The sequence below is a fragment of the Fictibacillus enclensis genome, assembly GCF_030123385.1.
In the GTDB taxonomy this organism is placed as follows: Bacteria; Bacillota; Bacilli; order Bacillales; family Fictibacillaceae; genus Fictibacillus_C; species Fictibacillus_C enclensis.
On the sequence record NZ_CP126109.1, the window covers coordinates 2,673,772 to 2,695,209 of the forward strand.

At 43.4% G+C, this 21,438-nt stretch carries 17 protein-coding genes, 2 pseudogenes and 1 riboswitch; of the genes and pseudogenes, 5 read left to right on the forward strand and 14 right to left on the reverse strand.

What is annotated here, in order from left to right; translation table 11 throughout:
• Positions 1–285: 285 nt before the first annotated feature.
• Complete coding sequence (locus tag QNH15_RS14000) at positions 286–1,536, reverse strand: ribonuclease H-like domain-containing protein (protein ID WP_283889015.1); 1,251 nt, start codon at positions 1,534–1,536, stop codon at positions 286–288.
• Positions 1,505–3,811, reverse strand: coding sequence for a DEAD/DEAH box helicase (locus tag QNH15_RS14005; protein ID WP_283889016.1), 2,307 nt, complete (start codon positions 3,809–3,811; stop codon positions 1,505–1,507). The genes QNH15_RS14000 and QNH15_RS14005 overlap by 32 nt, the downstream gene beginning before the upstream one ends.
• Before the next feature lie 133 nt (positions 3,812–3,944).
• Here QNH15_RS14005 and QNH15_RS14010 point away from each other — a divergent pair.
• Together QNH15_RS14010 and QNH15_RS14015 are read left to right on the forward strand one after the other, a co-directional pair.
• Positions 3,945–4,423 (forward strand): annotated as a pseudogene (locus tag QNH15_RS14010) (cytochrome P450); the annotation flags it as partial.
• 155 nt (positions 4,424–4,578) lie between these two features.
• Positions 4,579–5,136 carry a PadR family transcriptional regulator gene (locus QNH15_RS14015; RefSeq protein ID WP_283889017.1) on the forward strand — a complete coding sequence of 186 codons (558 nt, stop codon included), beginning with the start codon at positions 4,579–4,581 and terminating at the stop codon, positions 5,134–5,136.
• A gap of 7 nt (positions 5,137–5,143) precedes the next feature.
• On the opposite strand, the gene QNH15_RS14020 is transcribed toward QNH15_RS14015, so the two are convergent.
• The 10 genes and pseudogenes from QNH15_RS14020 to mutM all read right to left on the reverse strand — a co-directional run bounded on the left by QNH15_RS14020 (position 5,144) and on the right by mutM (position 15,331).
• Positions 5,144–5,764, reverse strand: a complete 621-nt coding sequence (locus tag QNH15_RS14020) for an NTP transferase domain-containing protein (RefSeq protein ID WP_283889018.1) — start codon at positions 5,762–5,764, stop codon at positions 5,144–5,146.
• Positions 5,765–5,865: 101 nt separating this feature from the next.
• A pseudogene (locus tag QNH15_RS14025) lies at positions 5,866–6,537 on the reverse strand (5-oxoprolinase subunit PxpA); the annotation flags it as partial.
• 174 nt (positions 6,538–6,711) lie between these two features.
• Positions 6,712–7,509: a formate/nitrite transporter family protein gene (locus QNH15_RS14030; RefSeq protein ID WP_283889019.1), complete on the reverse strand. Its 798-nt coding sequence runs from the start codon at positions 7,507–7,509 to the stop codon at positions 6,712–6,714.
• 167 nt (positions 7,510–7,676) lie between these two features.
• On the reverse strand, positions 7,677–8,810 hold the full coding sequence (locus QNH15_RS14035) for a Gfo/Idh/MocA family protein (protein WP_283889020.1): 1,134 nt from the start codon (positions 8,808–8,810) through the stop codon (positions 7,677–7,679).
• A gap of 16 nt (positions 8,811–8,826) precedes the next feature.
• Entirely contained in the window at positions 8,827–9,849 is a 1,023-nt protein-coding gene (locus QNH15_RS14040) for a Gfo/Idh/MocA family protein (RefSeq protein ID WP_283889021.1), read from the reverse strand.
• 17 nt (positions 9,850–9,866) lie between these two features.
• Positions 9,867–11,015 carry a GntR family transcriptional regulator gene (locus QNH15_RS14045; RefSeq protein ID WP_283889022.1) on the reverse strand — a complete coding sequence of 383 codons (1,149 nt, stop codon included), beginning with the start codon at positions 11,013–11,015 and terminating at the stop codon, positions 9,867–9,869.
• Between the two features lie 110 nt (positions 11,016–11,125).
• Positions 11,126–11,956: a carbohydrate ABC transporter permease gene (locus QNH15_RS14050; protein WP_061970541.1), complete on the reverse strand. Its 831-nt coding sequence runs from the start codon at positions 11,954–11,956 to the stop codon at positions 11,126–11,128.
• A gap of 11 nt (positions 11,957–11,967) precedes the next feature.
• The gene (locus QNH15_RS14055; protein WP_430667166.1) at positions 11,968–12,882 is read right to left on the reverse strand and encodes a carbohydrate ABC transporter permease; all 915 of its coding nucleotides are present in this window, start codon (positions 12,880–12,882) and stop codon (positions 11,968–11,970) included.
• A gap of 42 nt (positions 12,883–12,924) precedes the next feature.
• A complete protein-coding gene (locus QNH15_RS14060) occupies positions 12,925–14,307 on the reverse strand; it encodes an extracellular solute-binding protein (RefSeq protein ID WP_283889023.1) in 1,383 nt (460 codons plus the stop codon).
• 214 nt (positions 14,308–14,521) lie between these two features.
• On the reverse strand, positions 14,522–15,331 hold the full coding sequence (mutM, locus tag QNH15_RS14065) for a bifunctional DNA-formamidopyrimidine glycosylase/DNA-(apurinic or apyrimidinic site) lyase (RefSeq protein ID WP_283889024.1): 810 nt from the start codon (positions 15,329–15,331) through the stop codon (positions 14,522–14,524).
• Between the two features lie 123 nt (positions 15,332–15,454).
• Between mutM and QNH15_RS14070 the strand changes: the two genes are divergently transcribed.
• Positions 15,455–15,811: a DUF2512 family protein gene (locus QNH15_RS14070; RefSeq protein WP_283889025.1), complete on the forward strand. Its 357-nt coding sequence runs from the start codon at positions 15,455–15,457 to the stop codon at positions 15,809–15,811.
• 64 nt (positions 15,812–15,875) lie between these two features.
• Here the strand turns inward: QNH15_RS14070 and QNH15_RS14075 are convergent, their stop codons facing one another.
• Both QNH15_RS14075 and QNH15_RS14080 read right to left on the reverse strand, forming a co-directional pair.
• Positions 15,876–17,075: a phosphoglycerate dehydrogenase gene (locus QNH15_RS14075; RefSeq protein WP_283889026.1), complete on the reverse strand. Its 1,200-nt coding sequence runs from the start codon at positions 17,073–17,075 to the stop codon at positions 15,876–15,878.
• A 112-nt stretch (positions 17,076–17,187) separates the two neighbouring features.
• Positions 17,188–17,266: riboswitch (ZMP/ZTP riboswitch) on the reverse strand.
• A gap of 271 nt (positions 17,267–17,537) precedes the next feature.
• A complete protein-coding gene (locus QNH15_RS14080; protein WP_283889027.1) occupies positions 17,538–18,035 on the reverse strand; it encodes a metallophosphoesterase family protein in 498 nt (165 codons plus the stop codon).
• A 202-nt stretch (positions 18,036–18,237) separates the two neighbouring features.
• Between QNH15_RS14080 and QNH15_RS14085 the strand changes: the two genes are divergently transcribed.
• Both QNH15_RS14085 and putP read left to right on the forward strand, forming a co-directional pair.
• Positions 18,238–19,626 (forward strand): peptide MFS transporter, encoded by a 1,389-nt coding sequence (locus QNH15_RS14085; RefSeq protein WP_283889028.1) that lies wholly within the window; start codon positions 18,238–18,240, stop codon positions 19,624–19,626.
• A gap of 305 nt (positions 19,627–19,931) precedes the next feature.
• Positions 19,932–21,425 carry a sodium/proline symporter PutP gene (gene putP, locus QNH15_RS14090; RefSeq protein WP_283889029.1) on the forward strand — a complete coding sequence of 498 codons (1,494 nt, stop codon included), beginning with the start codon at positions 19,932–19,934 and terminating at the stop codon, positions 21,423–21,425.
• Positions 21,426–21,438: the final 13 nt, after the last annotated feature.

Genomic DNA, 21,438 nt, shown 5'->3' on the forward strand with positions numbered 1-21,438 from the left:
AACAAACAACGTTAGACCCAAAACAAGAAAAAAAGCAAACAAAACCCATTGCCTCACGGAAACATCTCTCCATTACGTAATATACGAGTATATTTTTACAGGAAAATGTCCGATTCCCCAATTTTTTACACACACTTATCATTTTTTGCGAATTTCGTCAAAGCGGCGCACTTTTTGCGCTTGCCTGGGGAATAAATTATTATTTTCCTATGAAAATCTCCATTCCTATTCTACACAATACAGGACAAGATTAAAATACATTTATCCACCAAAATTTATATTTTTTTAGCACAATTCACATTTTTTTCTTAATCGCTGGATTCTGTTTCCGAAGGCCGCCTTTTCCTTTTCTTCCGTCCGTTTTAAAAGCCGTTTTTTGTTTTTCCAAACCCCATACGCCGCCTCTGCAAAATGCAGGGCTTTTTGAGCATCTTTTCTCTGATGTTCGTACCATTTGGATAATTCAATAAAGGGAGTTTCATCATTTTGCAGAGCATCCTTACATAATTCCTCCCATAACGGTACGGCAAGATCTTCGCGTTTTTGTTTTTTGTACAGAGCTGCGACCGCCTTTTTGGCCAGCCGGCTATGGCTGTTTTCAGTCGCAAGAAGCGCGCTGTACTTTTGCAGCGCCAGTTCATGCTGTCCAACCGCTTCATACCATCTCGCACTCTCATATTGTTCCACGGTGGTCATTAGTGTGCCGCTGCCCTGCAAGAGTTTGGAAATATGAATATAAAGGGTGATCAGAGAAAGTACATCCCATTCGTTATGGGTCATTACCCCTTTTACAAGTTCGGGATCGTTGTTCTTCAGGTATTGAAAATAAAGCATGGGCGCCAGGTATCCAGGCGTGTCATGCTCCCGCTTTACATCCAAAATCTCCTTTTCAACCACAGACAGCCGAACGGATTCCAAACTGCTCTTCCACAGTCTTCTCGAACCATGCAGCAGATCAAAATGACCAAAGGCAGGCAATGATGGGACAAAGTCACGAATGAGCGTGTGTCGTGTTTTTACCTGTGGCCAGTCAAATGATTTTCCGTTATACGTGACCAAGTTCTTCAGTTCTTTCACTTGCGTTAAAAAATAGTGGTACATGGCTATTTCGGCACCCGGCCCCGGGAGGAAGTGTTGCTTCACCTTCACTTCTTGGTCTTCCACCTGGCCGTGGCCCAGTAGAAAAATTGTATTTCCCGCTCCTCCGCTTAAACCCGTCGTTTCCGTATCGAAAAACAAAAGATCAGAGGGGGTCAGCCGGCCGGACGACAGCGGATGGCCATCACCCGCCTGCTTCCATCCCTCCATTACCCCTATCAATTCTTCAAAAGAATAACGCCCCCAGCGGTGGTTGATGGGATAACGAACTTCTCTGATCAGGCAAAATGAATCCTCATAAAAGTAGGGAGACGTCTCAAATGATGCCCAGGTTTCACCATGCTCCATATCCTGAACTGGAGGGGTTTTGATAACGGGGGCTTTTTTCTCCGAAACCAGATGCTTCTTAAAGCGATTCAGTTTGGACTGCATCGACATGGTGATCTCTCCTTACTTTTTTCAGCAGCTTAAGCGAAAGTTCTTTCGCGTTTTCGCCCTCAAGCATGGTTCCGGTACAGGAAGGACATCCTGACTCACAAGGGCAGGTGTCAATAACATGGTACGCTTCACTGATGACGGTGTCCCAGATCTTATACACATTTTCACTCAAGCCGATGCCACCAGGATAGCGGTCGTACAGGAAAATAGTCGGCTTGCCCGAATGGACCGCTTTAATCTGCGGCACTACATGCAGATCACTTGGGTCACACATCACGAACAACGGAGCTACATTCTTTAGCACATTGGCAATTCCGATCAGGCCCTGTTCCATGGAGCTTTCAGCCACATCATCAAATGACTTCCGGTCAAATTCCAGCCATGTCGCTGACGTGTGAAGCTCCTCTTCAGGCAAATGGATCGGTCCGGAACCGATATTTTCATGCGTTTCAAATTTGATTTTTTTAAATATCGTGGCCATGGCGTTGACTGTAACTTCCCCAAACGCCCTTTCCTGACCTTGTAAAACGGTGTTTTTATCGACTTCAAGTACTTTCAGCGAAACTGCAAGATTTGCGTCCGTAAAATAATCTACATCCACTTCTCTTACATAGGCTTTCTTTTCCTCATAATCCAGTTTCTCCACTTGATACTGAACACCCTGATGCAGATAAATGGCCTCTTCATGCAGAAGCGTCATGGAACTGAACCGGTCCATCTCACCAATGATCCTTACGTTCGCCACATCACTCTGGTCGACGATCACAACATTTTCCTGTGAAGCCGAGCGCAGAGAAATATTATGAGCTGGAAAGGAATCATTCATCCAGAAAAAACGTTTCCCTTGGTGATGAAGCACCTGCTCTTCTGTTAAAAACTCAAGGATATCCTCAATCTCAACCTCTCCAAATGTGTCCCCTTCACCAAAGGGCAGCTCATAGGCGGCACATTTCACATGATCCACCAGAATAATGAGATTTTCAGGATTAATACGGGCAGATTCGGGAGAACGGTCGAAAAAATACTCCGGCTGGCTGACGATGTATTGATCCATTGGGCTTGAGCTCGCGACCATGATGACCACAGACTCATCCTGCCGGCGGCCGGCCCGTCCTGCCTGCTGCCAGGCACTCGCGATCGATCCTGGATACCCTGTCAAAATACAGGCATGCAGCTGACCGATATCCACTCCAAGTTCCAGGGCATTCGTACTCACAACGCCCATGATTTCCCCATTGCGCAGCCCTCTTTCAATAGCCCTGCGCTGGGTTGGCAAATAACCGCCACGATATCCCTGGATGGATTTCATGCCGTACTCTTTTTTGGCCAGTTCCTGAAGGTACGTAAGAAGAATTTCAACCCGTACCCGGCTCCGTGCAAACACAATGGTTTGTATCTTGTTTTTTAGAAAGTATCCTGCCAGATCCCTTGCCTCCAGGGTGGCCGATTTCCTTACATTGAGCGGCTTGTTTACGACTGGCGGATTATAGAAAATAAAGTGCTTCCTGCCGCTTGGGGCCCCGTTGTTATTAATCAGCTTCATGGGTGATCCTGTCAGCTTTTCAGCCAAATCCTTCGGGTTAGCGATGGTGGCTGATGTGCAAATAAAAATCGGATTGCTGCCATAGAAAGAACAAATTCTCTTCAGCCGCCGGATTACATTGGCTACATGGCTGCCAAACACCCCGCGGTATGTATGAAGCTCGTCGATCACGATATACTTCAGATTTTCAAACAGAGATACCCATTTCGTATGGTGCGGCAAAATCGCCGAGTGCAGCATATCCGGATTGGTCATTACGATATTACCTGCTTTTCGGACAACCTGCCTGATGTTGGCCGGTGTGTCCCCATCATACGTATAACTTTTAATATCCAGTTCAATCGCATCAATGAATGCGTTCATTTCTGCTTTTTGGTCCTGAGCCAGCGCCTTGGTCGGAAAAAGATACAATGCCCGGCTATCAGGATGATTGGCAATCTCCTGGAGCACCGGGAGATTGTAGCACAGCGTTTTACCGGATGCCGTTGGTGTTACAGCTACAAAACTGTTTCCTTCGAGCGAAGTTTGAAACGCCGTAAGCTGATGTGAATACAGAGAGGTTACCCCCCTGTCTTTCAATGCTTTTTTTATATGTGAATGAAGGGAGTCAGGAATTGCTCCTGTTACCGCCTCTTTTTCTTCGATGGTTTCCCAATGAACAATCTGATTTGAAATAGAAGGCTCCGTTCGTAATAATGCAAGCAATTCCTGCATTGTTTTTTTGATTTCCATATCGTCACCTCATCTCCTATTTTATCGAATAAACGTTCGCAAGAAAACCATTAACTTTTCATTTGACATATATACTCTAATTAAAGTATTATAAGTTAAAAATTCATTACTTTAATTAAAGTATAAAATGGAGCATATGCTGGCCAATACGTTTTATTCCATGCTTTATGACGATCCTCATTTATATGAAGAATTGCACAGCAATCATGAGCTTGTTCCGAACACCGTTGAGGAAATGCTCCGCTACCGGTTTCACACCTCCAAGCGGGATCGTACGGTTAAACAGGACAATGACCTGCTCGGAACTCCGGTAAAAAAAGGTGATGTTGTCGTGGCATGGATGAGCGCTGCCAACTTTGACGAAGAAATGTTTGAAGACGCTTTTTCTCTGAATATCCACCGCCCAAACAATAAAAAGAACCTTACGTTCGGAAGCCGTCCCCATTTTTGTCTGGGTGCCCCTCTGGCAAGGCTTGAATTGAACATTGCATTAAAAACCTTTGTACAGAAATTTCCTGGCATACAGCCTGTTGAATCATTTGAACTTGAAAAAACTTAACCGATGCAGCAACTGGCCAATCTTTGACTCATTTACCAATGCACGTCTACTAATATATAAAACTGTTCTTCCTTTCCATGGAGCCGCAAAAATTAATGCGGCTCTTTTTCTCATGAAATCTCATTATTACCTCATGATGCATTCCGCTTCTATTTAGGGTAAACTATACAAAAAACAAAGCAATATGGCTGAAAGCGGTGCCCAGTTTATGCAACTTCAAATTTTCATATTGGGAATATTGTGCGAAGGCAATAATCATCCCTATGAAATCAAAAAACTTATCCAAAAAAATATAAATGATGAAGAAATCGTCAAGGTGAACGACGGTACACTGTATTACCGCTTCGAATCACTGTTAAAAAAGGGATACATTGTGAAAATAGAGGTTAGCCGTGAAAATAACCGGCCTGAGAGAACGACCTATGGAATTACCGACCAGGGGCGTGATGCCCTTAAAAAAGACATTTATAAAAGCTTCCAAAACTTTAGTAATCTCCGTTCGTTATATGCCTCTCTTCTTTTTTTAAAACACGTAGACCTCGGAAAAATTATCGATCTTACGGAGAAAGCGGTTGAACGGACAAAAAAGAGATTTCAACTGCTATATGATTCTCAAATGCCTGAATGGTGGGGAATTTACAGCGAAAAAGTCTCGGAAAACATAGACTTTATTACATCGCACGCCAGAAGCAACATCGAGTATGACCTTGAATGGCTTGAAAAGCTGCTGATTTTTCTTCGCAAGATGGCAACAGATAACGGTTGAGACAGGTTCAACTTGATGTATATTTTATTGCTTTTTCATAGTCTTTTATTTGATCTACATCCAATAATAAACGGTCATCCTTAAAATCGATAAATGATCCCTGTCCGATTTGGTGATTTGCAAAAAGGGACTTTGCACCCTGGTCTCCCTCAAGCTTTAGCAAACTGGGGAAAACACGGCTGGTAAACAGAACGGGAGGCTGAATAATCCCCTGTAAACGGGCCGCAACAAATGGAGGATCAAACCTTTCATACTGATTAATCAAGTCCTCAATTATTTCTTTCGTTACAAAAGGCTGGTCCGCCAGCATGATCACTATAGCATCCATCTGTAATTGTATCGCTTGCTTAATGCCGGTTTTTAATGATTCTGCCTGCCCGTGGTTTTCAGTTCCGCAACGGACAAGATTCAAGCCGTTTTTTTTCGTATTGCCTCTTAGGGCAGGATCTATCCAGTCAAGATCATCCTCTTTTCTTACAACAACGATTATGTCATCGAGTCTTGAGCTCAATGCATTTTCCAAACCCAGGCTTCCTACCGTTGAGTGTTTTAAAGGAAGAGCTAGTTTATTTACACCCATCCTCCGGCTATATCCTGCTGCCAAGTAAATCCCCATCATTTTTCGCATAAATTGATATCACCTTCTACACATCGTATATTGATGAAAAAGCACTAATCATATGTATAAGTAAAGAACCTCAATTTATTACGGCAAATAAAAACTCTTGGCTAGACCAAGAGTTTTTTACATGAGCGGATACTCCACCCAGCATGAACAAGTGTATTGTGAACCAGTTTCATAATATGTGGGGCATCGGGTGTATCGCTATGTACACAAACGGTCTGTAAATCTTATGAATCCTGGTCGAGTACCTTTAAAACCGTTTCAGCAATTTCGAAAGGGCTGCCGATCTCCTCTTCGCACCATCCAAATCGTTTTTCACCATTCTTACCATATGGCCGATCAGCATAATACTCATTCATGACCCGTAATCCAGCCTGGTCTGCCCTTATGCTCAGTTCTGACCGTGGCAATGCATAAATATCCAGTTCAGGGTTGTACGCTTGAATCGCCTCAATGGTGGCACAGCTAATGTCTTCCTGTTCCGAAGCCATCATATAGAGGGAACCATGAAGCTTAATATGTGACATGGACAATCCTGCTATTGTTAAGAACCCATCCAGGGCACCAAGCTGGTAGATGATATAATCATAGACTTCCTGAGCTTCTGCTTTTATTTCGCGGGTTCCAAATCCTGCCCGGTCCGGAAATCCAACATGGGCTCCGATGCGTACGCCATAAGCAGCGGCAAGATCAATGGTCTTTTTAATGACGTGTGGATCTCCTGCATGAAATCCGCAGGCGATATTGGCAGAACTGATGAAAGGCATCATGGCTTCATCTGCCCCGTTTAGAAAGTTTTCCTAAGTAACTTGAGCATAAAACATATCCTTCCTCATTTCATGTTATATGTAAGGTTTTCTAACACCATTTCTTTGCTCCACCAAACACACGTGTGAGATTATCCAAACAAAAAAGCTCTTACGATTCTTCGCAAGAGCTATTCGAAAACTTTAGGAAACTTTTCTTTTCGCTTTGTCCTTTATATTTTTATGGTAGGTAAAAAAGTAAACGAATCCTACAAATACAGCTCCACCAATTATGTTACCAATAAAGGTAGGGATGACATTTGCGATGAAATCCATCCATGTGTAATAACCGGCAAAGATTGCAGCCGGAATGAGGAACATATTAGCGACCACGTGCTGAAAGCCAATAGCTACAAACGCCATGATTGGAAACCAGATTCCTAAAATTTTCCCGACAACATCATCAGCTCCATACGCCAGCCAAATGGCCAGACAAACGAGCCAGTTGCAGCCAATACCTGAAATTAACGTTTGGAAAAACGACTCTTCCAGTTTTCCCTGTGCAATGGCCAGTGTCTTAGCGAGAAAAGGTCCTGTTTCCGTCAGTCCCACTACATGTCCAAAAAAATAGGCCACAAAAAGTGCTCCGATCAAATTGGCAATCGTGACAAAGACCCAATTCTTCAGCAGGCCTTTCCATGTAATCCTTTTCGCGTACAATGCCATTGGCACAGACATCATATTGCCCGTAATTAACTCACTTCCCGCAAGAACAACGAGTACAAGCCCGACCGGAAAAACGGCTGCCCCAAGAAAAGAGCCAAAGCTTCCCCAGTCTTTCGGCAGGTTGCCACTGACCCGGATATCAAGCAAAAACCCAAGTGCAATGAAAGCTCCGCCTAAGAAACCGAGGATTAGGAGCGTCATTACCGGTGATCGTGCTTTATCAACGCCTGCCTTAATGGCGATTTCACTAACTCTATCCGGCTTATTAAATGCCATGGTGATGCCTCCCTGTTGATAGTTTAAAAGCCAAATGCAAATACATATATGTTTTTAGAATTTAGCCCAATATTAGGAGGTATAAACATGTAAAGGTGTTATGTAAACTAAAATTCCCCTATAAAAAAAGCGGCAGAGAGCTTTTCTGCCGCTGTAAAGCTATTCAATTATTGTAGCACCTGATCTGTTCTTTTTTCATCGGGTACTTCCTTTTCATTATCGTCAAAATAAACCGCCTGCCCTGTTCTTGCCGATTCATATATCGCTTCCAAAATTTCCGTTACAACGAGCGCTTGCTCCGGTTTCACCACTGGTTCCTTATCATTCAGGAGAGCATCGATCCAAAGTCTTGCTTCATGATCAGCATCGCTTTCCTGGTCTGCATCATAGAACGCAACGCCTTTTCCATCAATTTGAATTTGATTTGTGTAAAGTTTGCCAAGATCTTCTCCATTGATCCTCAGGCCATCGTGCATATCTGCTCCTCCCTCTGTTCCGCATAACGTACAGCGGGCTTCACCTGTATGCAGTGTATTGAGCGCCCAGCTGGTCTCAAGCGAAATGGTCGCACCATTTTTCATCGTAATCATGCCAAATGCAGAGTCCTCTACTTTAAATTTGTCAGGATCCCAGGAACCCCAGGCATTGGCTGCATCTTTTTTCTGTCCTAATTTATGAAACGTCGTGCCAAGAACAGCTTTTGGTTCATAGTTGTTCATCATCCACAGCGTCATATCGAGTGAATGGGTGCCAATATCAATGAGTGAGCCTCCACCCTGCTTTTCTTCGTCTAAAAAGACTCCCCATGTCGGTACCGCACGACGGCGGATGGCGTGAGCTCTTGCATAATAGATGTCTCCAAAGTCACCTCGCTCGCACAGCTTGTGCAAATGCCAGCTGTCGGCACGGAATCTGTACTGATATCCGATAGTCAGCTTCTTCCCTGTTCGTTTTGCTGCATCGACCATGCGCCTCGCATCGGCCGACGTCTTGGCCATTGGTTTTTCGCACATGACATGCTTGTCGGCTTCAAGCGAATCAATGGTAATTTCTGCGTGAGAGTGATTGGGCGTGCAGACATGCACTACATCCACGTCTTCATTTTGAAGGAGTTCTTTGTAATCGATGTAGACTTTTGCATCGGCGGTTCCAAAATCCCTGGCTGCTTTTATCGCCCTTTCTTCCTCAATATCACAAAAAGCGATAAGCTCCACCTCATCAATCTTTGACAAACTCGGCATATGCTTTCCATTGGCAATTCCGCCGCACCCAATGATTCCGATTCTAATTTTTTTAGACATATCTTTTCCCCCTTAATTATTTATTAAATTGAACTTCCTTCATTTCAGAAACCAATATTCTTCGTCCTTCACGATTAGACTTTTCAGCCGCTTCATTAATGAGAGTCAGGTCACAAACATCCTTTTTTGTGATCGTTGTTTTCTCATCCATTACGATGGAGGATATCCATTGTTTCATCGGCATAGGGAGTGCTTCAGGCAGCTCGTCTGGAGTTATCCAACCGTCTTTCCCAACAGAAGAGCTGTTCAGCCTGACCTGATTTTCCTCGATGAGCAATGCTCCTTTTGTGCCGTATAGCTCCAGCTTAAACGGGCTGTTTTCCGATAAAAAACCCGTTTCTATCGTTCCGAGAGCCCCGGATTCGTAATGAATCAGCACGGTTGCATTCTCTTCCACCACTCTTTCACTGCTTTGCTGAAAGATGGCGGTGACAGAGGCAGCAGGGCCAGCCAGTCTGTTGGTCAAATAAATGGGATGGGCGCCGAGATCGATCAATGCCCCTCCTCCGCACGCTTCTTTATCAAAAAAATGTTCAGGAAGCCAGCCATTTTTACTGCCAGCTGAGGGAACCGCCCCGTTATGCGCGAGCCGGCAGCGGATCGAGGTTAAATCACCAATCCAACCCTGATCCAAAGCATGCTGTGCATACAAATAATAATCCGAAGTTAAACGGGGAAGGGAAACCATCAGCTTGATTCCCGCTTTTTCGGCCGCGTCATAAATTTCTTCACACTCTGCTGTCGTAAATGCCAGCACCTTTTCCGTAAACACATGCTTCTTGTGCTCGATGGCAGCCATAATGATTTCTTTGTGCTTGTTGGTCGGCGTATTCACGATGACGGCATCAATTTCGGGATTTTCCAGTATAACTTCCAAGTCTTTTTCGAACCCCACACCCAGTTCCTGAGCCCATTTTCTCCCGCGGTCTTCCTCCTCATCCCAAACCATGCGAATGGCAATGGAAGGATTATTGTTTGCGTCTCTGGCGTAGTCATCGGCATGAACATGCCATCGGCTCAGCATTGCGGCTTGTATCATTTACAATCACACTCCTGTTAAAATGATTTACTGGTTTGTTTGACAGGTATTCTGTTCATCGAACACGTCGAATTTCCTTCAACAAGTTGGGCATCCAGAAATTCTTTTTTTATTTCTAGGTTTCCGTTCATCATCTCCACTAAGCGGTTCATGGCCAGGCGTCCCATCTCTCTTTCATTTTGCCGCAGGTGTGTAAATTCCCAACCGCTTAAATTATTATCGTGTGCATCAAAGCAAAGAATGGACAGATCCTCAGGTACACGCAGACCGAGCTGGTCAGCAGCTCGCTTGGCCAGGACAGCAATATTGTGCTCGATCGCGAACAATGCAGTCATTTCCGGATGCTTCTTCAGATGATTCTTGATGATATCAATGTCATGCTCAGGCGTGATGTTCTTGCTGAAGGCAATCGGCAGCGACTTTTTTAAGTCCGTGCACCATAATTGCCGGTTCACGATTTTGTTTTGTTCCTCATAGGCTTGCAGTATGCCCGAAAAACGGTCGACAATCGTGGTTGTTTCAATGATGGAAGGCGCCAGAACGCCAACGTGTTCATGACCTAAATCAAATAAGTGTTTCATTCCTTGTTTTGCTGCTTTAATGTTGTCAGTGGATACAAAAGCTGCCCCGACTCCTTTAAACGTCCGGTCAATCAGAACCAGCGGATACTCCGCGATAATCATTTTTAAAATTTCCGTTCCATAATGCTCCGCCTGAGCAGGATAAAGGATTAATCCATCTACCCCATACTCAATCAGCTGTCTGATCGCCTCTGCTTCTTTTTCAACAGAGCCTAGTGTCCGTTTCAAGATCACAAAGCACCTCTCACCAGCCGCTTCTTCAATGCTCGATATCACTTTTGATACATAGCTGTCATCAAAATCTGTTATGACAAGTCCCACCAGAAAGTTATTTTTACTTTTTTCGAGAGTTTCCGAACGTTCCTGGCTGTCCTTCATGTCGGAAACAAATGTGCCTTTTCCACGCTGGCGGAAGACGAGTCCTTCTGTAACCAGCAGTTCGATGGCTTTTTTGCTTGTGATTCTGCTCACCTGAAAAGAGTTCGATAACTCTTTTTCAGAAGGCACGCGTTCGCCTGCCGCGTATTTGCCATTCATGATGTTTCTTTTGATTGATTGATAGACTTGTTTGTATAAAGGCTCCATAAAACCACTCCAAAACCAGAAATATGTATACAAAAATTCGGAAAACGCATACATATTTATTATACCTGAATGGTCAGACAATTCTAACACTCATGCTTATCTCTGTAAATTTATCCCTTGGAAGCTCCACCAAGGCTGAAGCCCTGTGACATAAACCGCTGAGAAAAAATATAAAGCACGATTGCCGGGAAGGTATACATAATCGAAAAGGCAGCAAGTTTTCCATACTCCACCATGCCAAAGTTCCCGAAAAACTGATAAATGGTAACCGAAGCCGGCAATTTTTCCGGTGTTTGAATCAAAATATATGGAACAAAGAAATTGCCCCAGCTTCCTGAAAAGGTAAAGATGCCGACTGTACAAATTCCGGGAATCATTAAGGGGGCCACAATCCGTTTGAGTCCTTGCCATACGGACGCGCCATCAATCCATGCTGATTCTTCAAGTTCGAGCGGAACAGCATCCATAAAATTCTTCAGCATCCAGATCGCATACGGCAAGCCGGCAGCTGTTAAAAAAAACATTGTTCCCCAAAGGGAATCTTGAAGCTTCATATAAATAAAAAGCTGATAAACCGGGACCATGACTGCCGTTATTGGCAAAGAGGTCATGAATAAAATGGTAAACATAAACGGCTTCTTATATCTAAGCTGATACCTGGAAAGAGGGTACGCAGCAAGACCCGCCACCAGGACAACGAGCAGCCCCTGTCCCATTGAAAGAAGAAGCCCGATGATAAACGCACGGATATTCACAGGGTCCGTTATGACACTTTTAAAATTATCCATGGTAAAGGCTGACGGCACTTTAATCGAAGAATTGGCATTGGGATCAACCGAAGCAACAACCACCCAAAGCAGTGGCAGAAGGAACAAAACACCAATCACCGTTAAAATGCTGTACGGCAGCACTTTTTCAACCTTTATCGATTTCCGTTTCATTACTCTCCCCCCTACACTTTAACCTTCATCGATTTTAAATAAAGTACACTTACAAGCACTCCAATTAACAAAAGGATCAGCGAAATGGCCGTGCCATATCCGAGCTGATAGTTTACAAAGGCCTGGTTGTACATAAAAATAGGCAGTGTCTGTGTTGATGTTCCAGGACCCCCTCCAGTCATTGCGTAGATCAAAGTGAACACGCCTAACGTTTGAAGAGTAACCAGTATCATATTGGTTACCACTGAACCTTTGATCATGGGCAGTACAATTTTGTAAAGTACCTGTAACCGTGAGGCACCATCTACCACTGCCGCCTCTTCAATGCTTTTGGGCACATCATCAAGCGCTGCCTGAAAGACCAGCATGGAAAACGCCGTTCCATGCCAGATGTTTGCGATAATCACACTTGCCATCGGAAAAGTGAAAAGCCAGGCTACAGGCTTTAAGCCCACCTGCTGAAGCAGCGCATTCAGTGTTCCGCTGTCATTTAAAAATGCCACCCAGCAGAATGCGACCACAATCTCCGGTGTTACCCAGCCGGCTATGATAATAATTCCGATCACACGCCGAAATGCAGGATTTTTTTCTTTCATCAGAAGAGCAAGAATAAATCCAAGCACCTGCTGTCCGATAATAGCTGAAAACAGTAAATATACGACAGTCTTCATCACGCTAATCCGAAAGTTGGGATCCTGAAACATATTCAGGAAGTTGCTGAATCCAACAAACTGTGTGGATTGTGCCTCACTGCCAGTGAGCGATAAATTGGTAAACGCAAAATAAAAGGTTAAAAGAATGGGTCCAATAAAGAAAATAAGCAGCAATAACCAGGCCGGCAGCAAAAATAGAGCGGACGCCCACAGCTTTCTCTTATGCTTTTTACGAGAGGTGGATCCTCCATCAACCGCAGTTGACGAAGAGATCACAGGGTTTGCATCCACAAGAATCACTCCTTTCCATACAAGTTAACGTTCGATCACCTTGTCTTTTCCCACGACGCGAGTTACGTTTTTCTTGTAGTTTTCAACCGCCTGTTTTGGTGAGAGCTTGTCTGTTACCACATCTTCAACAGTTGATTGAATAACCGTTGACACAGATGGATATTTATCAACAGATGGCCTAAAATGAGTGTTCTTCAAAAACTCTGATGCCTCTTTAAACATCGGCAGATCCAGATACTCCTTCTCTTTTGAAACATCCTTACGCGGTGACAAATTGTTTTCTTTCAGCAGCAGTTTAAGGTTGTTTTCTTTTGAGGAAACAAATTTAATGAACTCCCACGATAAATCCTTATTATCTGATTTTTTGGGAATGGAGAACGCCCATCCGCCTGACATTGAAGTTGTTCCAGGCGCTTGCCCCTTTTGTGTTGGCATTGCCGTAAAGCCAAGCTTATCAAATGCAACTGGCCAAGGAGCCGGCCCGTCTTTCCGGTAGTTCCCAGCCTGCCAGATTCCGTCCAGGCCAATTCCAATTTTCCCTTTCGGCATCAGCTGGGTATAAGCAATCGTTCCACCCTGCCCATTGAGAACTTGGGATAAATTCGGTCCAAGCTTTTCTTTATAAATCGTATCAATGAATGTATACGTATCCTCCAGCCCAGGGCTATTAACAATCCATTTTTGCTTGTTCTCATCGTATAAAGGATACTCTGTTCCGTACAATAGCATTTCAAATGTCTGCATGGATGTGGCTTCACCAGTTGCTTTTCCGGAATTCATCCACATAGGAATCACATCAGGAGACTTCTTTTTAATCGTTCGGGCAGCGGTTAATATATCATCCCACGACTTTGGCTCCCATGGCACCGGCAGACCTGCTTTTTTAAATACTTCCTTGTTATACCAAAGTCCGCGTGAATCAGTATTAAAAGGCACACCATATGTTTTTCCGTCCTGTGCTTTTACACCATTTTTAACATTATCAATATAATGATCCCATTCATCCCAGCTTTCGATCCTGTTATCAAGCGGTTCAAGGTACCCTGCGCTGGCATCGGAGTTCACCATAAAGGTATCTTCTGTCACGATGTCAGGAGCCGATTGATCTGACTTTAGCATGAGCGCAACCTTTGCAAAATAATCACCTTCCGAAGCGCTGATGGGCGATAGCTTAATATTTGCTTTCGGATGCTCTTTTTTGAACGCTGGGATTATGTCGTTATTCAACCATTGTGTCAGTCCTTTATTCGTTCCTCCACCATCACGGAACGTAATGCTGATTGTGTTTTTATCACCTGCCGTTTTTTTCCCTGAAGCAGAATCACTGTCCGAACATGCCGAGCTAAAAAGGACACTTCCTGCGATCACTGTTACAGCCGCAAGTTTTTTACAGCTTTTTACTTTCATTTCAACCCCTCCTCAATATTAATGGAATGTATGTAGATTCTTGGAGGTAAGTATGATAGCGCTTTCAAAATAAATTAAAAAAGGCCTCCTTTCTGAATTTTCAGTAAATAATTCCTATCAATAACTTAAATGATATAGATGGTATATGTCAACATATTATTTAATAAAAAAAGAAGACATTTCTGTCTCCTTGCATAATTATGGTCTTTACCGATTATTTCTGGCAGTCAGGACATGAAAATGATTTTCTGGAAGCAATCTCTGTTTTTTGAATAAGTGTTCCACAGCGCCTGCAAGGTTGGCCTTCTCTGTCATATACCAGCAAATGGTGGTTATATCCACCCGTCTTTTGGTCTCCCTTATAGGTGGGATTCTCCATATAACCACCGTGTTCAATACCCCTCGTGAGTATAGGTTGAATGGCTTGAAACAGCAGGCGGACTTGGTCCTTAGTCAATTCAGAAGCTTTTCGTTCCGGCTGCAGCCGGGCCTGCCAGCAAATTTCATCGGAATAACAATTTCCAATCCCTGCAATAAACTTCTGGTCAATGAGCACTGCTTTCAGTGTTCCCCTTTTCTTGCTTAGATGCTCTAGAAAGATTTCTTCTGTAAAATTGGGATCCAGCGGTTCCGGACCCAGTTCCTCCAATTTTTCTTTCAATTGCGCTGCTGTTAATAAATGAAGGTAGCCCAATCTAAGCCCAATAAAATACAGCTTTCGATCACCAAAAGACAAAATCACCTGCTTGGTTCTCTCAGGGTTGTCTTCGTCATTTCCAATGTACATCCAGCCTCCGAGCATGAGGTGAAGAAGCAGGGCATTTCCGTTATTCAATTGGAAAATCAAATGTTTGGCCCGCCTTCTAATGTCAGTAATCACGGCTCCTCTCACATGAGCAGTGAAAAGCGACGGATTAAGATTAATGGATTTTTCCCGGTTAATCTCCACTTGAATAATGGGTCTTTCTTTTAATTGATTGGATAAAATCGTTCTGAAGGTTTCCATTTCTGGTAATTCCGGCATCTTTCAAACCTCCCGCTCCCTTTTATTTGACGTTTAGTATTTGCCATTTTTCTGTCGTTCAGACATGAAAGTTTATCATCATGGTTACAATATCAAGGAAGAACAGGAGGTAGGAGGTACAACATGAGCAGTCTGATCATAAAACTTATAGCGATTCCCGTTGTGTTAATTCTTTCCGCCGTTTTCTTTCCAGGCGTACATTTTGAGGACTATTGGCAAATTGCCGTTGTTGCCATCACCCTGGCGGTACTTGGTGTGCCACTCGAATATTTTGTTTTAAGAAAAGGAGTACTTTGGATCAGTGTCCTCATTGATGTTCTGGTTTCATGGATCCTTGTTTACTATGCCTCGAACTTTCAATGGGAGGCATCCATGACATGGTATGGGGCATTATTGACGAGCCTGTTGCTCGGTGTTCTGGAATATGTAACTCACCGTTTTCTTTTGGCAACCCACAGGGCTCATAGCGAACCCATTTAAATCTAAATAAAAATGCCGCCATTCCATTCTTGGAATGACGGTCTTTTTTCGTACGAGAACCTCTTTAAATGACACGTGTTGTTACAATACCTTCAATGTTTCTAATTTTTTCTTCCAGTCCCGGAATGACGTCGCCATTTACCTTATTGTCAATATCAACAATGGTATACGCATATCCGCCCCGGCTTCTGTTCACCATGTCGGCAATATTCAAATGATAGCTGGACACCGCCTGAGTGATTTGACCGACCATATTGGGCACATTTTCATGAAACGCGGCCACTCGAAGCTTACCTGTATATGGCAAAGAGGCGTTTGGAAAGTTAACAGAGTTCTTGATATTACCGGTTTCCAAAAATTCTTTGACCTGTCGGGTAGCCATAATGGCACAGTTTTCTTCAGATTCATTTGTGGATGCGCCAAGATGTGGAATAGAAACCGTATTCTTCATCTTCAGCACGTTTTCGTTTGGAAAATCCGTAATATAGCGGCCAACAGTACCGTCTTCCAGTGCGGCCAGCATATCAGCTTCGTTTACAAGCTCACCACGGGAGAAGTTTAGGATATGCACTCCGGGTTTCATTTCGTTAAAGGCCTTTTGATTAAACATTCCTTTTGTATCTGGTGTAAAGGGAACATGAACCGTAATATAGTCACACTCTGCGTACAGCTGCTCAATCGTCATCGCCCTCTGGACATTTCTGGACAGGTTCCATGCTGTGTCCACAGAGATGAATGGATCAAAACCGATAACATCCATGTCAAGATCGAGCGCATCATTGGCGACGAGCGCACCTATCGCCCCTAAACCGATGACACCTAGTGTTTTTCCTTTGATTTCTTTTCCGACAAACTGCTTTTTCCCTGCTTCAACCAGTTTTGGAATTTGGTCTCCTTCCCCTTCAAGGGTTTTTGTCCAGGCTATGCCTGCAAACAGGTTACGGGAAGAAGCCATCAGTGTAGTAAGAACCATTTCTTTTACAGCATTGGCATTTGCACCTGGAGTATTGAAAACAACAATTCCCTTTTCTGTGCATTGATCGACCGGAATATTGTTGACACCGGCTCCCGCACGCGCGATGGCTTTTAGTTCATCACCGAAAGTTAAAGCATGCATATTAAAGCTTCGTACAACAATGGCATCAGGATTTTCACTTTCATTATCAATCTTATAAACCCCGTTGCTGAAAACCTTCAATCCGCTTTCCGCGATATTGTTCAAGGTTTTGATGGTCTTTACTGTTTCCAATGCAGTTGTGGTCATTTTGGTTCTCTCCTCTTTTTTTATGGGTTTTTGTCTCGCCTCTTTGCCAAAAAGATAAGGTGAACATGCCTTGACAAATAAACGAAAAGAGGCAAAGGGATAAATATCCCCTTACCTCTGCCCAGGCGAACGGCAACGACACTATGTGCTCCCTCGCGGTGATCCGCGTTTCGCCAGTTACACATAGCCTTTAGATTTTGTATCATTCTATCAGACTTTTCTGCACGTATCAACACTTATTTCGTAAAAATTCTGTTAATATCATTCCTAGTATGGCTAAATATTCTGGAATCTGGCTGATATTGTCATTGTTGCTGGTTGAAATCATATTATTTACCGAGCAAGTTCTCATCACTTTGAAAGATGATAAATATGTAAACACTGCTAATATGTCATAAGGCATAAGGGATAAATTCCAATTTTTGAAAACATGAAATGAAAGGTGTATAATGATTAATAATGTTAATCTTTATTATCATAAAATATATGTTTGGCAGTCATCTCATCATCAATTGTAAGAATTGCATGGGAATAACACTTTTCCCTTCTTTTATCCGTCGGTGAGCCGGGGTTTAACATTAAGACTCCGTTACGGCGGTAATTTTTTGGAATATGCGAGTGGCCGAAGATGATACAATCCACATCTACTACATTAAATGCGGCTATTGCCCTTTTTTCAGTTGTTTGTTTGGTGCCATGGCCATGAACCACACCTATAATAAATTGATTCACATTCAATAAAAGGGTTTCATTGAAAAAATATCTCATTTCGGGTCCGTCAACATTTCCGGTTACCCCCTCAACCGGAGCATACTGCTTCAATTGATGAAGCACATCTGGTGTCTGCCAGTCACCGGCATGGATGATTAAATCAGCAGTCTTGAGATCGGCAATTAGCCTCTCAGGTATTTTTTTGGCCCTTTTGGGCATGTGAGTATCCGATAACACAACAATTTTCACAGAAAAATTCAGCTCCTTATTTCTTTTTGATTCATTTGGCACGGGTCAATTTTCACTGTATCAGCAAGGAAAACGCTTTATATTTAGATAATTCATTATTTTCATAATTAAATTATAATAACATTTTCCTATAATTTTCATTGACTACTAAATATTTAGTAAATTAAAATATTAATAGTTTAAATATATTGGAGGCATCAAGATGGAAGCAACTGTTAAAGTGGAGCAGGACATTCAGCTCCAGCCAAAAAAGAAACATCCACCTGGCCTATACTTGCTCTTCTTCACTGAGATGTGGGAAAGATTCAGTTATTATGGCATGAGAGCAATTCTTGTTCTTTATTTAACAAAATCGTTGATTAGCGGCGGACTCGGTATGAGTGAAGGCCTTGCGCTTAGTATTTACGGATTCTTCACCGGCGCCGTTTATTTTACCCCGTTGATAGGAGGATATTTAACCGACCGTTTCTTAGGGAAACGTCTGGCGATCACCATTGGCGGTGTCACAATGGCACTTGGTAACTTTGTATTGTTTGCCAACCAAAGCCATGCGGCATTTTACATTGGGCTAGCCTTATTGATTATCGGGAATGGTTTCTTTAAGCCTAATATTTCTACACTCGTTGGGGATCTATACCCGCAAAGCGATGCACGTAAAGATGCTGCATTTACCATTTTCTATATGGGTATTAACATTGGAGCCTTTTTCTCTCCATTAATTGTTGGTTTCCTGGCTGAAGATTACTTTAAGACTACGGTAAATGGGGTTGAGCACTTCGGGTTCAAATTCGGATTCCTTGCTGCTGCGATCGGCATGATTGTCGGGCAGCTTCTGTTCAACCTTCTTGGCAATAAGTATTTGGGAGACATCGGCAAAAAGCCGGTTGGCGTTTCGCAGAATGAAATCAGCACAGAAGAGAAAAAGAAACCTCTTACCAAGGCTGAAAAAAGCCGAATTAAAGTTATCTTTATTTTAACATTCTTTGTTATTTTCTTTATGGCCGGATTTGAACAAGCCGGTAGTTCGTTAACCCTTTATACAGACAAGTTTATTGACCGTACGGTATTTGGATGGACCGTTCCAACCTCTTGGTTCCAGTCATTAAACCCTCTTTTTATCGTCATCTTTGCGCCAATTCTTTCTGTACTATGGGTAAAATTATCAAAAACGAAGCGTGGCGATTTGGCTACACCAACCAAAATGGCAACAGGTATGATCTTGCTTGGCGCCGGATTTGCTGTTCTTATCCCTGCTCTTCTTCAAACAGGAACAGGCGACTCTTCTGCTGTTAAGGCCAATATGATCTTTATGGTCCTTACCTACTTCCTTCATACGATCGGGGAGCTATGCCTGCAGCCAGTAGGTTTGTCCATGGTAAGTAAGCTTGCACCAGTTAAGCTGGCTTCACTGTTGATGGGTGTGTGGCTTGCTGGGTCCGGATTTGCAAATATCCTTGCCGGACAATTGGCTTCAACCACTGAGTCACTTGGTTATTTCGAAGTGTTTATGATTATCGGCGGTGTGACAATTTTCCTTGGGCTGGTCCTATTAGGACTATCCAAAAAATTGGTAAAAATGTCCGCTCAATAACGTTTTGTACGAGGATTCTTGGTCCATTTTCTTATGGATCTGAATCCTCTTTTTTTGTGGTAATTCCCTGACTGAAAATTTGAAATTGTTTTACTTTATCCCTCTCTTGTATCCCCTGAACCTCTTGTCCTGTATACGCTCAACCTGTTTTTCCAATCGATTAGCAACCAGCTCGCGACTTGAAGGGATGTAAAGTTTTTGTTAGGTTAAGTAACCGTAAGCACTTTCGTCGAGGAAGAACCTGCAGCTGCTCAAAGATGAAAAAGACCAGCTGCTAAAGAAAAACTTAAAAAAGGGGAGATTTGGTGCAAATTGGTGTTATCACTTCGCTGGCTATCTATATGGCCGGCATGCTAGGAATTGGATATTGGTCGTACAAGAAAACGTCCGATCTGTCGGATTACATGCTTGGAGGCAGAGGTCTTGGACCCGCGGTTACCGCGCTTTCAGCAGGAGCTTCAGACATGAGCGGATGGATGCTTATGGGTGTACCCGGAGCCATGTATGCGACCGGACTATCAAGTATTTGGATTGCCGTAGGACTATTGATTGGAGCGTATGTAAACTATCTTGTACTAGCTCCACGCCTGCGTACCTACACTGAGGTAGCGAATGATTCCATTACTATTCCTGACTTTTTGGAAAATCGTTTTAACGACAAAGCCAGGATCTTACGATTTGTTTCAGCGATTGTCATCATGGTTTTCTTTACTTTCTATGCTTCTGCCGGATTGGTCTCAGGCGGCCGCTTGTTTGAAAGTTCCTTTAACCTTGATTACAAAGTGGGATTATTCGTTACCGTCGGAGTAGTGGTTGCTTACACGCTGTTTGGGGGATTCCTTGCGGTAAGCTGGACTGACTTTGTACAAGGCATCATCATGTTTATTGCCCTTGTGCTTGTGCCTATTGTCGCCTTTACAGACGTAGGCGGAGTGCAATCAACGATTGATACCGTTAAACAGATGGATGCAACCAAGTTTGATCTGTTTAAAGGTACGTCAGCAATTGGCCTGATTTCCATGCTTGCCTGGGGACTCGGATACTTTGGACAGCCCCACATCATCGTCCGCTTTATGGCGATTACGAACATCAAAGATTTAAAAGTTGCCCGCCGTATCGGAATGGGTTGGATGGGTATTTCCTTGCTGGGAGCAGTCCTTACTGGTTTGGTCGGAATCGCATGGTTCCATAAATCAGGAATTAAACTGGGCGATCCGGAAACAGTATTTATCAAGTTTTCAACGATACTGTTTCACCCGCTGATCACCGGATTCCTGCTCGCTGCCATTCTGGCTGCGATCATGAGTACGATCTCGTCTCAGCTGCTGGTTACATCCAGTGCGATGACAGAAGACTTTTATAAAGCCTTCTTCCGCCGAGAAGCTTCAGATAAAGAGCTTGTAACCATTGGACGTTTGGCTGTATTGCTTGTAGCCGTTATTGCGTCTATCCTTGCCTACCACCCAAATGATACAATCCTGTCTCTTGTAGGCTATGCGTGGGCTGGTTTTGGTTCAGCGTTTGGTCCAGCGATTTTGCTCAGTCTTTACTGGAAACGGATGACCAAATGGGGAGCACTTGCTGGTATGATTGTCGGTGCTGTAGCTGTTATTACCTGGGTACAGTTCCCTGGCTTAAAAGAGCAGGTATATGAAATGATTCCTGGTTTCTTCCTCAGCCTTATTGCTGTTGTAGTTGTAAGTTTGTTGACGAAATCACCAACCAACAAAGTACAAAACACATTTGCAGAGATGGAAGAAACATTGACAGAAGAAGTAAACAACATGAAGAACGCTTAAATAAAAAACGAGG